This window comes from Tautonia sociabilis, assembly GCF_003977685.1.
GTDB lineage: Bacteria > Planctomycetota > Planctomycetia > Isosphaerales > Isosphaeraceae > Tautonia > Tautonia sociabilis.
Window position 1 is genome coordinate 1 of sequence record NZ_RYZH01000039.1, and the last position, 14,176, is coordinate 14,176.

Annotated in this window: 8 protein-coding genes and 1 pseudogene; 4 read left to right on the top strand and 5 right to left on the bottom strand. The window is 69.8% G+C overall.

Annotated elements, in window-relative coordinates; translation table 11 throughout:
• Positions 1 to 118, top strand: a pseudogene (locus tag TsocGM_RS18205) (IS5/IS1182 family transposase); the annotation flags it as partial.
• Here the strand turns inward: TsocGM_RS18205 and TsocGM_RS18210 are convergent.
• From TsocGM_RS18210 to TsocGM_RS18225, 4 genes are all read right to left on the bottom strand, one after another.
• Positions 108 to 1,232 carry an NAD(P)/FAD-dependent oxidoreductase gene (locus tag TsocGM_RS18210; RefSeq protein ID WP_199756824.1) on the bottom strand — a complete coding sequence of 375 codons (1,125 nt, stop codon included), beginning with the start codon at positions 1,230 to 1,232 and terminating at the stop codon, positions 108 to 110. The pseudogene TsocGM_RS18205 and the gene TsocGM_RS18210 sit on opposite strands and share 11 nt — an antisense overlap.
• 41 nt (positions 1,233 to 1,273) lie before the next feature.
• Positions 1,274 to 2,026 carry a DUF1641 domain-containing protein gene (locus TsocGM_RS18215; RefSeq protein WP_158633621.1) on the bottom strand — a complete coding sequence of 251 codons (753 nt, stop codon included), beginning with the start codon at positions 2,024 to 2,026 and terminating at the stop codon, positions 1,274 to 1,276.
• A gap of 93 nt (positions 2,027 to 2,119) precedes the next feature.
• Positions 2,120 to 3,520: an MBL fold metallo-hydrolase gene (locus TsocGM_RS18220; RefSeq protein WP_126726895.1), complete on the bottom strand. Its 1,401-nt coding sequence runs from the start codon at positions 3,518 to 3,520 to the stop codon at positions 2,120 to 2,122.
• A 239-nt stretch (positions 3,521 to 3,759) separates the two neighbouring features.
• Positions 3,760 to 5,166, bottom strand: a complete 1,407-nt coding sequence (locus TsocGM_RS18225) for a sigma-54 interaction domain-containing protein (protein WP_158633622.1) — start codon at positions 5,164 to 5,166, stop codon at positions 3,760 to 3,762.
• Positions 5,167 to 6,006: 840 nt separating this feature from the next.
• Between TsocGM_RS18225 and TsocGM_RS18230 the strand changes: the two genes are divergently transcribed.
• Both TsocGM_RS18230 and TsocGM_RS18235 read left to right on the top strand, forming a co-directional pair.
• Positions 6,007 to 8,895 carry a valine--tRNA ligase gene (locus TsocGM_RS18230; RefSeq protein WP_126726897.1) on the top strand — a complete coding sequence of 963 codons (2,889 nt, stop codon included), beginning with the start codon at positions 6,007 to 6,009 and terminating at the stop codon, positions 8,893 to 8,895.
• 199 nt (positions 8,896 to 9,094) lie between these two features.
• Complete coding sequence (locus TsocGM_RS18235) at positions 9,095 to 9,478, top strand: bifunctional nuclease family protein (RefSeq protein WP_126726936.1); 384 nt, start codon at positions 9,095 to 9,097, stop codon at positions 9,476 to 9,478.
• A 181-nt stretch (positions 9,479 to 9,659) separates the two neighbouring features.
• On the opposite strand, the gene TsocGM_RS18240 is transcribed toward TsocGM_RS18235, so the two are convergent.
• Positions 9,660 to 12,785: a sigma 54-interacting transcriptional regulator gene (locus tag TsocGM_RS18240; RefSeq protein WP_233579012.1), complete on the bottom strand. Its 3,126-nt coding sequence runs from the start codon at positions 12,783 to 12,785 to the stop codon at positions 9,660 to 9,662.
• 587 nt (positions 12,786 to 13,372) lie between these two features.
• Here TsocGM_RS18240 and TsocGM_RS18245 point away from each other — a divergent pair.
• A complete protein-coding gene (locus TsocGM_RS18245) occupies positions 13,373 to 14,176 on the top strand; it encodes an alpha/beta fold hydrolase (protein ID WP_233579013.1) in 804 nt (267 codons plus the stop codon).

The following is a 14,176-nucleotide window of genomic DNA, read 5'->3' on the forward strand; positions in this document are numbered from 1 at the left end:
GCGGAGCCGCCGGTTGAGCAAGGACTACGAGGGGACGACGGCCAGCAGCGAGGCGTTCGTCAAGCTGGCGATGATCCACCTCATGGCCCGACGGCTGGTCAGGAAACTCACTTTCTAGACTCCCTGTGAGACTGGTCGAACGGAAACGTCTCGGCCGGCTTCTTGTCGTAGTCAAACTCGGCCAGGATCAGGCTGTTGTAGCCGGTGACAACCGGGCAGGACGTGTAGCCGTCGTAGCGGGCCGAGGGGGCCTCATGCCGCAGTGCGGCCAGCACATTCTCCACCACCGTCGGCGCCTGCTTCCGAATGGCGGCGCCGGTCTTCGAAGTCGGCAAGCTCGAAGCGTCTCCCAGGCCGAAGACATTCGGGTAGCGAACGTGTCGGAGTGTGTGCATGTCAACGTCAACCCATCCCTCGGCGTTGGCCAGCGGGCTCCGGGCAACGAAGTCGGGGGCGCCCATGGGAGGGGTCACGTGGATCATGTCATATCGGAGAACCGCTTCGTCTCCCGAATCGACCTTACGGAAGACGGCTTCCTTCGACGCGGGGCGAAGCTCCGTGAGCTCGTGCTGGAAGCGGGTCTCGATCCCCTTGCGGGCAACCACCTTTTCCAGCGCGCTGGCATACGGCTCGACGGCGAAAATCCGACCGGTGGCCGAGGCGAAGACGATGCGGGAGCGGTCCCGCACGCCGTTGCGCCGGAAGGCCTCGTCGGCGAGGTACATGATCTTCTGGGGGGCTCCGCCGCACTTCACGGCCCCAGAAGGCTGCGTGAAGATCGCGGTCCCTCCCCGGAAGTTCCGGATCGTTTCCCAAGTGCTGGCGACCGTCGAAATGGCGTAATTGCTGCATACGCCATCATGCCCGACAGCGTCCCGGAGCCCCTTGACCTTCTCCCAGTCGAGCTTCAGGCCGGGGGCGACGACGAGGAAGTCGTAGCCGAGGGTCCGGCCGTCTCGCGTCCTGAGTCGGTTGGCCTCGGGGTCGAATTCGGTGACGGCGTCCTTGATCCAGGACGCGCCGGCGGGGATGAGGTCGGCCTCGTCGCGCTCCGAGTCCTCCGGCCGGTAGATGCCGCCGCCGACGAGGGTCCAGAGCGGTTGGTAATAGTGCCGCTCCGACGGCTCGACGATCGCCACGTCGAGCCCCGGGTCGCGGTTCAGCAGGCGGGCGGCCACGGTGATCCCGGCCGTCCCGCCGCCAACAATGAGAACCTGATGGCGGCGTTCCACGGATCGGTCTCCTGGGTAGGGGAACTCGATTCGGCCTCCGGTCATCGGCCGTCGCCGGGAGCGTCGGGGGCGGAGAGGCTCTGGCCGAATCGCTTGCCAACCTGGACGGCGAAGGCGAGGCTGCGGCGGACGTCGGGGTCGCCCAGGGCGCGGAGCAGGCCGATCGGGCCGACCTGCTCCAGGGTCGCGCCGTCGCAGGCGCCCTCGTGGCAGGCGGCCAGGGCGCGGCCGGTCTTGCCCACGACCGCCAGCGCGTGCGGCTCGAGCACGTCGGAACGCAGCAGGATCCCCAGCCGCTCCAGCTCGGGTTCCCGGATCCGCTGGCCCAGCCAGAGCAGCGCGTGCACCCCCTGGCGCAAGGAAACCTCGACGTCGATCCCCTGCCTGGCGAGCCGGCCGGCGGACTCGTCCAGCGCGTCGACCAGCACGGCAAGCAGGCCGGGGAGCTGGTCGAGTCGCTCCAGCAGCGGCTCGATCCGGTCGATCCGGTCGAGCAGGGCGTCCAGCGCCCGGGAGGTGTCGTTGTCGGTAAGCCGTTCGAGCAGCCGGAGCACGCGGCCGAGCCGCTCATCGGCCCCGGCGCCGGTCGACTCGGCCAGGCGGCGACACGAGTCGTCAAGGGCATCGACGGCCGTGGCCATCAGCGGGGGGGCCTCGTCGGCCAGGCGCTCCAGACGCGAGGCGACCCGGTCGATGTGCTCGAGGCGGTCGAGCAGCCGGTCCAAAAGATCGGCCCGGGACGCCTCAAACGGAGACGCCGTCGGCGACTCGGCGGAGTTCGCATTCTCGCTCATGAGTCGATCCCATCTCCGCATCGGGTGGGGCCGGGGCCGGACGGCCAGGGCCCGGACCCGGTCGAGTTGATCACCTGGGATCCTCGGAGTCATTCAGTTTGAACCTGCCGCCGCCGGGGTGTGCCAGGCGGCCCAGGCCTTGTAGCCCCCGACGAGGTCGGTGACGTCGTCTCGGCCGTGCTTCTGCAACAGGCTGGCCGCGATCGCCGAGCGGTACCCCCCCTGGCAGTGCACCACCAGGGGACCCGCGGGCACCTCGCCGAGGCGCTGCTCCAGGTGATTCAGCGGGATGTGGACCGAGCCCTCGATCCGGCCGGCCTCGCGCTCCTTCGCGGAGCGCACATCGAGCACCGCCGGCGCCCCGGGCCGGCCGAGCCGCTCCGCCAGCGCTGGGGCCGTGATCCTCGGCGTCGAGCGGAGCAGCTCCCCTCTCCCCTCCAGCGCCCGCATCCCGTCCTTCAGGAAGCCGGCGGCATTGTCGAACCCAATGCGGCCCAGTCGCATGATCGCCTCCTCCTCGTCCCCGGGGTCGGCGATGACGAGGATCGGCCGGTCGTGGCGGAGCACCGTCCCGCACCAGGTGGCGTACTGCCCCTTCAAGCCGATGTTGATCGCGCCGGCCAGGTGCGCGGCCTCGAAGTCGATCGCCTCTCGGACGTCGAGCACCTGGGCGCCCTCGGCCTGCCTCGCCAGGAACTCGTCCAGCGACAGCGGCAGGAGGGCCTTCCGCATCGCCTCGTCCAGCGCGGGACGCTCCTTGCGGTTGAGGATCGCGTCGTGGACGAAGTAATCCGGGGCGTCGGGCTGGTCGACCTCGACCATCTTGATGAACGCCTCCTTGCTCATCGGCTGGAGAGCATAATTATACTTCTTCTGTTCGCCGATGGTGGAGACGCGCTCGGTGCTCAGCTGCTTGCCGCAGAGCGAGCCGGCGCCGTGGGCCGGGTAGACGAGCGTCTCGTCGGGCAGCGTCAGGAGCTTGTTGGTGATCGAGTCGTACAGCATCTCGGCCAGCTCGTCGGCCGTCACGCCGATCGAGGCGAGGAGATCCGGGCGGCCGACGTCGCCAATGAACAGGGTGTCCCCCGTGAGCACGGCGAGGGGGCGGGTGTCGCTCTGGGCCAGGTCGAAGACGAGGATCGAGATCCCCTCGGGGGTGTGGCCGGGAGTCTCCAGGATCCGCAGGCGGACGTCGCCGAACTCGACCACGTCGCCGTCCTTGACCGGCGTGAAGTCGTACTCCGCCTCGGCTCGAGCGCCGAGATAGATGTGCGCCCCGGTGCGGTCGCGCAGCTCGATGTGGCCGGCGAGGAAATCCGCGTGGAAGTGGGTGAGAAAAACGTACTTGATCGTCCAGCCGTTGGCCTCGGCGTCCCGGAGGTACGGGTCGATGTCGCGTTGCGGGTCGACCACCGCGGCGGTCTTCGTCCGCTCGTCGGCGATCAGGTACGAGGCGTGCGCCAGGCAGCCAAGGTAATACTGCTCGATCTTCATAGGACCTACCCTCCGCAACGACGCCCGGGGAGGCCGGGCGCCTGCTGGTGTTCCGGGCCGATCGCTTCGCCGGGGTCCGGCACGATCGTCTGCCAGTGCAAGGGCCGGGCCGCTGCCGATTCCTTGGCGTTCGAGTTCGCGCAACCTCAAGCAACGCAAGAAGAACGATTGATCCCCCCCCCCGCGCCGTCCCCGCCGCGGTCCCCTCCGTGTTAACGCCCGGGTGTTAAGGCGTTAAGTTAGCGCGCTAACCCCCGCACCGCCTCCTCGTCGATGGCGAGCTTGCGCATCTTCTTCCAGAGGGTGACGCGGCTGTAGCCGAGCCGTCGGGCGGCCTCGGTGCGGTTGCCGCCGGTCTGCTCCAGGGCCTCGAGGATGCGTCGGCGCTCGACCTGGTCCCCGGGGGAGGGGCAGGGGCGATTGGGATCGGGCGGAAGGGAGGCCCGGTGGCGCTGGCGAAGCTCGACGGGGAGGTCGAGCAGGGAGATCGTCGGGCCGGAGACGGTGACGAAGGCGTGCTCCAGGGCGTTGCGCAGTTCCCGGACGTTCCCGGGCCAGTCGTGGTGCATCAGGGCCTGGAGGGCGTCTCGGGCGATCCCCTGGACCGGGTGCCCGTATTCTCGGGAGAGCTGGTTGATGACGTGTCGGGCCAGCAGCGGGATGTCCTCCCGACGCTCCCGGAGGGGGGGCAGCCGGATCTCGAAGACGTGGACGCGGTAGTAGAAGTCTTCCCGGAACGAGCCGCTGGCGACCAGCTCCTTGAGGTCCCGGTTGGTGGCGGTGATGAGGCGGACGTTCACCTTGATCGGGGACGGGTCGCCGACGCGCTGGACCTCGCGCTCCTGCAGCACGCGGAGCAGCTTCAGTTGCAACAGCGGCGAGACGTCTCCAATCTCGTCCAAAAACAGCGTGCCGCCGTCGGCGGCCTGGAAGAGGCCGATCTTGTCTCGGTCGGCGCCGGTGAAGGCCCCCTTGACGTGGCCGAACAGCTCCGACTCCAGCAGCGACTCCGGGATGGCCGAGCAGTTGACCGCCAGGAACGGCCCGTCCTTGCGGGCGCTGAGCGAGTGGATCGCCCCGGCGGCCAGCTCCTTGCCGGTGCCCGACTCTCCGCTGACGAAGACCGTCACGTCGCTGTGCGCCGCCAGCCGGATGCGGCGGAAGACCTCCTGCATCGGCGGGCTGGCCCCGACGAGCCGGCCGAAGGCGTCCCGGTTCCGGGCCTGCTCCTCCAGCAGGGCGATCCGCTCGTTGGCCTGGATGAACGGCGTCAGGTCGAAGAAGTTGCAGACGGCCCCGGCGACCGAGCCGTCCCCCTCCAGGATCAGTCGGACCGTGCCGTGGATGGTGACCTCGCGGCCGTCCTTCGCCAAGAGCTTGCACTCCTGGTGGCAGGTGCCGGCGGTCGCGGCGCACCCCCCGGCCAGCAGCTCGGTCAGCGTCGAGAACCCCTTGCAGTGCGGCCCCTCGAACAGCCGGCACGACCGGCCGACGACCTCCTCGCTCGCATAGCCGGTGATCCGCTCCGCCCCCTGGCTCCACGCCACGATCCGGCCCGAGGCGTCGACGGTGAAAACCCCATCGGCCATCGCGTCGACGATGGTGCTCAGAATGCTCGGATCGCGCCGGAAGTCGAGATCCATCATCAGGCGCTCGCATCGGGCTCTCGGCCAGACTGGTTGCTCCCATCTTACGCGAGGGCCCGTCTCGTGTCTCGCTCGGGGGGGATCGATGCGATCCCCGGGACACCCCCGAGGAGAACCCGGCGCCCTGGCCGGGCGTTCCCGGCCGGTCTCAGACCCGATCCCCGACATCCCCTCGATCCGTCCCGAGGCCACCCGAGGCCGGCCGGCCGTCGGGCCTCGGCCCTCCCCCCCGAAGGCCTTGCAACGCAACTCCAGCGGAGGCCAGCAGGTCCGCCGTCGGCCTCCTCCTCGGCCGCTCCCTCCGGAAGAACCCCAAAATCGCACTCGACCTGGCTTCCGATCCGATACTATGGTGAAACCCGTCCCGAACGGGTGAGGTCCCCGTGCGCCCCGACCGGCCGCCGGCCCCTCCCCCTCCTCGGGAGCGCGTCGAACCGCGAGGACGCGACCGGAGTCTCCTCCCGTGCCGTCACCCTCGGCGCGGAACGAACCCATGCCCGGCTCAGGTCAACAGACGGAACCTAGCATCAGAGAACAGGTTACGGCCTTGCGCTCCCGGCGTTCCGCGGGCGCACCCTCGGCGCACCGACCCCGAAACGACCCGAGTCGGATCGCCTCCCCGATGATCGGGACCGTCCGGAATCGTCCCCGGGGGCCTTGGCGCGGAACGAACCCAATCACCGGACCACGGCAGCACCGATCTTCTTTCCAGTAAACGACTTCCCGAGAACCCTCCCGGCGCGTCGGCAGCGCACCGACCGGCGTGCCGGACCCGCCGGCCGGCGTCCGGTCCCCTCGAGACCGACCGACCGGCCGAACCCTGGAACCGACGGCCCGTCCATGAGCATCGCCGAGCACCTCCCCAAGCAGTACGACCCCCGGGACGCCCAGGAGCGCTGGTACCCCGTCTGGGTCGATCGCGGCTACTTCCGGGCCGACCCGAGCCGGGACGCGACCCCCTACACCATCGTCATCCCCCCGCCGAACGTCACCGGAGCCCTGCACCTCGGCCATGCCCTGAACAACACGTTGCAGGACGTCCTCATCCGATGGCGACGGATGCAGGGGTTTGACACCCTCTGGATGCCCGGCACCGACCACGCCGGCATCGCCACCCAGGCCGTCGTCGAGAAGCGCCTCTTTACCGAGGAGAGGAAGACCCGCCACGACATCGGCCGAGAGGCCCTGGTCCAGCGCATCTGGGCCTGGAAGGACGAGTACGAGGCCCGTATCCTGGGGCAGCTCCGCCTGATGGGCTGCTCCTGCGACTGGTCCCGCACCCGGTTCACCCTCGACGAGGGCTGCTCTCGGGCCGTCCGGCACACCTTCTTCAACCTCTTCCAGGCCGGCAAGATCTTCCGAGGCAAGCGGCTGGTCAACTGGGACACCCAGCTCCGCACCGCCGTCGCCGACGACGAGATCGAGTACAAGGACACCGAGGGCCTCCTCTGGACCATCCGCTACCCCGTCACCGGGTCGGAGTCCGAGGCCCTGCTTGTCTCCACCACCCGCCCCGAGACGATGCTGGGGGATACCGCCGTCGCCGTCCACCCGGAAGACGACCGCTACCAGCACCTGATCGGCAAGACCGTCACCCTACCGCTGCTCGGCCGAGAAATCCCGGTCATCGCCGACGCCATCCTCGTCGACCCGAAGTTTGGCACCGGCTGCGTCAAGGTCACGCCCGCCCACGACCCGAACGACTACCAGACCGGCCTGCGTCACCACCTTCCCCAGATCAACCTCCTGAACCCCGACGGCACCTTCAACGAGAACGCCGGCCCCTACGCCGGCCTCGACCGCCGGGAGGTCCGCAAGCGCGTCGTCGCCGACCTGGAGGCGCAAGGACTGCTGGTCAAGACCGAGCCCTACACCAACCGCGTCGGCTACTCCGACCGCTCCAAGACGGTGATCGAGCCGTATCTCTCCGACCAGTGGTTCGTCCGCATGGGAGACGACCCCGACGGCTCTCCCGGCTTCGCTCAGCAGGCGATGGACGCGGTCACCTCCGGTCGCGTGCGGATCCACCCCGAGCGCTACGCCAAGAGCTACCTCGACTGGCTCGGCGAGAAGCGCGACTGGTGCATCAGCCGGCAACTGTGGTGGGGCCACCAGATCCCGATCTGGTACTTCGACGGCGAACTCGACGCCCTGGAGGCCGCCCTCTCCGGCGCCGAGGGCGTCTCCTGGGCCCCGGCCGAAGGCGGCGGCTGGCTCGTCTGCGCCCTGGACGACCAGCTCATCCAAGGGCACTCCGACCGGCTCGGCCTCCGCCGCGACCCCGACGTTCTCGACACCTGGTTCAGCTCCGCCCTCTGGCCGCACTCCACCCTCGGCTGGCCCGAGCCGACACCGGAGCTGAAGAAGTACTACCCGACGAGCGTCCTGTCGACCGCCCGAGACATCATCACGCTCTGGGTCGCCCGCATGGTCATCTTCGGCCAGTTCAACATGGGAGACGTGCCGTTCCGGGACGTCTACATCCATTCGGTGATCCAGGACGGCGACGGCAAGCGGATGTCCAAGACCGCCGGCAACGGCATCGACCCGGTCGACATCATCGAGACCTACGGCGCCGACGCCCTTCGGTTCACCCTCGCCTCCTCGGCGACGGAGACCCAGGACCTCCGGATGCCGGTCGAGCGCGTGACCGACGACCAGGGCCGCATCGCCACTCGGAAGGCCCCCGGCCAGCCGATCGAGTTCGTCCCGGCCGATCTCGCGAAGGATCTGCCGAAGGAGCAGTTCGTCAACACCTCGAAGAAGTTCGAGGAAGGGCGCACCTTCCCCAACAAGTTCTGGAACGCTGCCCGGTTCGCCCTGATAAACCTGGAAGGCTACACCCCCGGCCCCGTCTCCCCCGACGAGCTGGCGGTCGAGGACCGCTGGATCCTCAGCCTCCTCCGCCGCGTCTCCGCCGAGAGCACCGCCGACCTGGAGCACTTCCGCTTCGCCGACCTCGCCCGGGGGCTGCGCGACTTCACCTGGAACGAGTTCTGCGACTGGTACGTCGAGTTCATCAAGGCCCGCCTCCGAGACGACGAGACGAAGGCCGTCGCCCAGCGCGTGCTGGCCACGGTCCTCGACGGCCTCTGCCGCCTGCTGCACCCGGTCATGCCGTTCGTCACCGAGTCGGTCTGGCAGGCGATGGGCAGCGTGGCGAAGGCCCGAGGCCTGCCCGAGCCGACCGAGGCCGCCGAGAGCGTCTGCATCGCCCCCTGGCCCTCGTACCCCGACTCCTGGAACGACCCCGAGGCCGAGTTCGACGTGGCCCAGTGGCAAGAGAAGGTCGCCGCTTTGCGGAACCTCCGAGCCGAGCGCGACGTGCCCAGGGACGCGAAGATCGAGCCCATCCTCATCGCCCAGGGCCGCGCCGCCGAGGCATTGGCTCGGGGAGCATCGTCCATCCGAGCCCTCGTCGGGGCCGGCTCGGTGTCCGTCGTCCCCTCGGCCGACCGCCCGGCGGAGAGCGCCGTCGCCGTGCTGGCCGACGCCGAGATCGTGCTGCCGCTGGCCGGGCTGATCGACCCGAAGGCGGAGATCGCCAAGCTGTCGAAGTCCAGGGCCGACCTGGAGAAGCAGCTCGGCGGCGTCCGCTCGAAGCTGGGCAACGCCTCGTTCGTCGCGCGGGCCCCGGCCGAGGTTGTCCAGCAGCAACGCGCCCGACTGGCCGAGCTGGAGGCGCAGCTTGCCGCCGTCTCCTCCCGCCTGGCCGAGCTGGGGGGCTGATCGATGGGCCCCCGTTCCGGCCGACCTTCCCGCCCCGGCGGCTCCCGCCAGCCCTCCCCTGCTCCGGGCTCGTTGACCGGCCGGGGGGAGCCCCCGTATCATCGAACCGAGAACGGAATGGATACCGCGGCGGCCCCGGGCCCGAGTCGGCCCGGCCCACCCGCGCTGGCCAGACGGGGCACTTGCCGTGGCCGTCCAGATGGCGCTGTCGCGCATCATCATCAGCGAGACCGGCGAGCAGCAGATCATCTACCTGAAGGAGGTCGGCGGCGACCGGACCTTCCCGATCGTCATCGGCCTCTTCGAGGCGACGAGCATCGACCGCCGCGTCCGGGGGATCGTTCCTCCCCGACCGCTGACGCACGACCTGCTGGCCAAGGCCGTCGAGCAGCTCGGCGGCGAGATTCAGGATATCTACATCAATGATCTCCGCGACCACACCTACTTCGCCCAGCTCCGCATCCGCCACGACGGCGAGCTGATCGAGGTCGACAGCCGCCCCAGCGACGCCATCGCCGTGGCCGTGACCGTCGACGCCCCAATCTACGTCGCCGAGGAGGTCATCGAGGAGGCCGGCCGCTGAGCCGGGCCGACTCGAGCCGACCCGGTCGAGTCGCCTTGGATCCGGTCGATGACGACCGGCCGCCCGCTCCGAGCCGGCCGCGGTTCGGGCGATCATCGGGGCGGGCCGGCTCTGCCGATGCCCCCTTGGACCCCTCCCGAGCGGCCTGGTCCCCCTCCCGATCGCTCGGCCTGGGGCGGGCTCAGGATTCCTGGCCGTCTTCGATTGTCATCAGCCCGTGCTTCTTTAGCTTGCTGACAAGGGTGCTGCGGGGCAGGCCGAGCAGCCGGGCGGCCTCGCTCTTGTTGCCTCGGGCTTCCGTCAGGGCGTCTCGGAGCTGGTGGCGCTCGAAGGTGTCGAGGTCGAGGTCGGAGTCGGAGGAGGCGATCGGAGGGGAGTCCCAGCCGGAGGGGGGGACGGGGCGCTTCGGTCGCCCTCGGCGGGATCGGGAGGAGGACGGAAGGCGGCGGAGTCGAGGCGAGGAAAGCTCGGCGGGGAGGTCGGCCCGGGAGATTGAGGAGCCCTCGGCGAGGACGACGGCTCGCTCGATGACGTTCTCAAGTTCTCGGACGTTGCCGGGCCAGTGGTAGGCGGTGAGGGCCTCGATGGCGTCGTCCTCGAGCCGGGAGATCGGCTTGCCCGAGCGCTCGGAGTAGCGGCGGAGGAAGGTGACGGCGAGCTCGAAGATGTCTTCCCGGCGATCTCGGAGCGGGGGGGCGACGATGCTGATGACGTTGAGGCGGTAGTACAGGTCCTCTCGGAACCGGCCGGCCCGGATCATCGCGGGCAGGTCTCGGTGGGTGGCGGCCACGATCCGGACGTCGACGGTGATCGGCTGCGAGGAGCCGACCCGCTCGAAGGTCTTCGTCTGGAGCACCCGGAGGAGCTTCGTCTGGACCTCGGGGCTCACGTCGCCGATCTCGTCGAGCAGCAGGGTCCCGCCGTCGGCCTGCTGGAAGCGGCCGACCCGGTCGCGGTCGGCGCCGGTGAAGGCCCCCCTGACGTGGCCGAACAGCTCCGACTCCAGCAGCCCCGGCGCCAGCGCCGCGCAGTGGACCTTCACGAACGGCCGAGACGCCCGGGGGCTGGCGGCATGGATCGCCTCGGCGAGCAATTCCTTGCCCGTGCCGCTCTCTCCCAGGATCAGGACGGCCGAGGGGCTCGCGGCGGCCTTGCGGACGGTGTCGAGCACCCGCCTCATGGGGGGGCTCGATCCCCGGATCCGCTCCAGCGCCTCGGGGTCGGTCGAGGGGGCCGGTGGGCCAACCAGCCGGGAGGGATCGTCGACGCGGGCACCGGCCTCGCTCCCGGAGCCGGCGGCCGCGCCCGAAGCCGGGGAGGCGGAGGAGCCGTGGCCTCCCATCAACTGGTCCTGGAGCACGAGGATGCGGCGCTGCTGCTCGGCGATCTTCTCGACCTTGTCGCGCAGCTCCCGGTTCAGCTCCTCCAGGGTGCGGTGGATCGACGCCGAGTGGATCGCCAGCACGGCGACCGAGGCCAGCGCGGCGAGGAAGACCAGCTCCTCGTCGTCGTAGGGCATGCCGTTGCGCTTCGGGCCGAGCACGAGCACGCCGGCCAGGTCGCCGTCGGACGACAGGGCCGCCGCGACCTCGCCGCCCAGGGCGATCAGAGCGTCGGCGACCGGGTCGTGCGAGGACCGGGACATCGAGCCCGGCAGGCGGATGGTGGGGCGGCTGCGGAGGCGGCGGACGATTGGGCTGTCCTCGGGGAGCTTCGCCTGGTCCGGCTCCGGCCCGAGGCTGGCCACGACCGAGAGCGGCCGACCGGGGGCCTCCCGAAGGTAGATCGTCCCCCAGTCCAGCCCCAGGACCTCGGCCGCCGCCTCCAGCAGCCGACGGCCGAGCGTGCCGCGGTCGACCAGACGGTCCACCGCCTGGCTCATCTTCCTCATCGCCTGGTCGAACTTGTACTTCTCTCGGAAGAAGCGGCGGTCGATCGCCTGCTCGAACCGACGCCGGACGGCTCCCGAGAGCACCAGGCAGACCAGCGCCGTGACCGTGACGACGGTCGCCTCTCGCGAGGTCTGGTCGTCCTGCAGGGTAATCAGCGCCGCGAACGCTCCCACCACCAGCAGGAGCGAATAGAGCAGCCCCAGGCCGACGCTCACCAGCAGGTAGCGGACGCTCCGGTTGAAGATCTCCTCGGCCTGCATCAGCTTGTACCGCGTGATGCTGACCGCGTAGGCCGAGGTGTACAGCAGCGAGACAAGGTACATGGGCCAAGCGGCGCTGTCGACGCCGAGCACCGCGGTGTCCTCGACCGTCAGCAGCAGCAGGTAGGCGATCAGGGCGGAGGAGACGATCGACGCCAGGAGGATCCAGCGCACCTGGTTCCGCTCGGCCCGGTTGCGGGCCCGGCGGTCGCTAAAGATCAGCGAGGCGATGCAGAGGGCGAAGATCACGACCGAATAGGCCACGTAGCCCAGGGCCACCCACTTGATGACCCCCTGCGCCGCCATCCTCCGGGCCGCCTCGTCGGAAGGCATCGGGGCCGCCCCCCCCGCCGGGGAGGTGATCGACAGCCACATCATCGTCGCCCAGAGCACCACCAGGCAGGCCGCCGGCACCCCGTAGAGCCCGGCCAGCACCCGTCGGCGATGCAGCAGCATCAGCGGGTTCGGCCGGGGAAACACCAGGTAGAAGTGCAGGGTCACGATCGGCACCAGCATCGCCATCGCCGGGAAGGCGAAGATCAGCGGCCGGTTGATGACGATCTCCGACCAGTGGTACCCGCCCATGTAGGCGCCGACGGTCACCACACAGAGCCAAAAGAAGACCCGGGCCGCTCGGTCGTTCGGCCTCCTCCAGGAAACGACCAGCCCAATGCCGAAGAGCACCAGCTCCAGCGCCAGCCAGACGAACGACCAGACGTAGGTCGCCACCGGCCGCCGCTGGACCCTGGCCAAGGCCCGGATCGGCTCCGAACCCTCCGGCGCTCCCTGAGGCACCCAGGAGACGGACAGCAAGCGGCCGTCCTCGGAATGGGCGATCTCCCGCTGCGCCCGGATGACCGCCGTGTAGTCCCCCTCCCTCAGATCGAAGCTCCAGGCGCCGTCGGCCGAGGCGATCCGGGTCAGCCGGTCCCCCACCCCGGGAACCAGCCTCGCCTCGGGGCCGCCCCCAGGGGAGAACCAGGTGTATCGGTCGCTGATCGCTTCCTTCTGGGCCGTCCCGAAGACGCACCGAATCCCGACGTCCCCCGAGGTCGCCACCACCCACATCACCGCGATCGAGTACAGCAGCACGCCCACCGTCCCCCCGATCACCGCCGATCGGTGCGAGATGGGGGGAAGCCAGCCGGCTGACATCGACCGATCCGACCCAGGTGTTCGCACGGAAGCAGGGACCTTGGGACTCACAAGGAACGACTCCATGGCGGCGGGGGCGCGTTCGTTGCCTTGTTACGTTAACGAATCGGCGCCGAAACGCAACGGTTCCCCGGCAGGTCGCGTTCTCGGCGCCGATCGCCAAGCTCCGCGCACGACCCCGCTCGTCCTTTGTGAGACTGAAGAGTTGGAGGGTTTCAGAGATCCTAGCGATACAGGAGATTCTGGAGAAAATGGGCATTCTTGGCTTCAAGGCGTGATTGTGAAATGGGTTGTGGTCGGGTTTCTCGGCGAGCGGCCACGGAATCACGCCGGGTTTCCGGAGCGGATCGTCTCGGCGCCGAAGATCGCTAGCGAATCGAGCGGGCGGGTCGCGGCTGAGTTTCCGGGTGACGATCTTGTTTTCGCGATGGGCGAGAAAAGGCATCGAAGGTGCGATGAGAGAGGCGTCTCGCCTGGCGGTGGGATGAGGTCGAGCCAGGCAATCCGGTCTCTCCTTGACGGTGGGTTCCATGCGACGATCGGAGAAATGGCGGTCGGTTTCGACCTGGGAGACCGAGTGGAGCCCGATGACCCGGTGGCGGGTCGAGGGTTCGGGGGGATCGCATGAGGTCGTGCGGCTCGGCCGGGGGGAGCCGATCGTCCTGGTACCGGGGCTGGCGGGGGGATGGAAGCTGCTGGTGCCGCTGGCCCGTCGGCTGGCGAATCGGCATGAGGTCCACCTGATCGGGCTGTCGGGGGACGGGGCGCTGCTCCCCCGGTGTGCGGGGGTGGGCGTGGCGGATGAGGCGAACTCGCTCCTGGCGGTGATCGACCGCCTGGGCCTGGAGCGGCCGGGGCTGGTGGGGGTGTCGTTCGGCGGGGCGGTGGCGCTGGAGATGGCGGTGGAGGCCCCGGCCCGGTTCGCCCGGCTCGTGCTGTCCGGGGCCGAGGCCCAGTTCGGCCGCCGCTGGGCGGCGACCCTGGCGCGTCGGGTCCTGGAGCGGTTCCCGATCCCGGGAGACAGCCCGTTCATCAACCAGTTCTTCAACGTGCTGCACGGCGGCCGGCCCGAGCCCGGCCCGCTGCCCGACTTCGTCGTCCGACGCTGCTGGGAGACGGACCAGGGGGTGATGGTCGACCGCCTGCGGGCCCTGGAGGCGTTTGACGCGACCGACCGGCTCTGGCGGGTCGACGCGCCGACCCTGGTCCTGGCCGGCTCGAAGGACGTGGTCGTCCCTCCCGACCGGCAGGAGGCGCTGGCCCGGGCGATCGCCCCGGGGCGGTTCGCCCAGATCGAGGGGGCCGGCCACCTCGCCTTCCTGAGCCACCGGGCGGAGGTCGCCCGGCGGATCGCCCGGCACCTGGATGTCTCCCGGCGGGCGGTGTCCTGA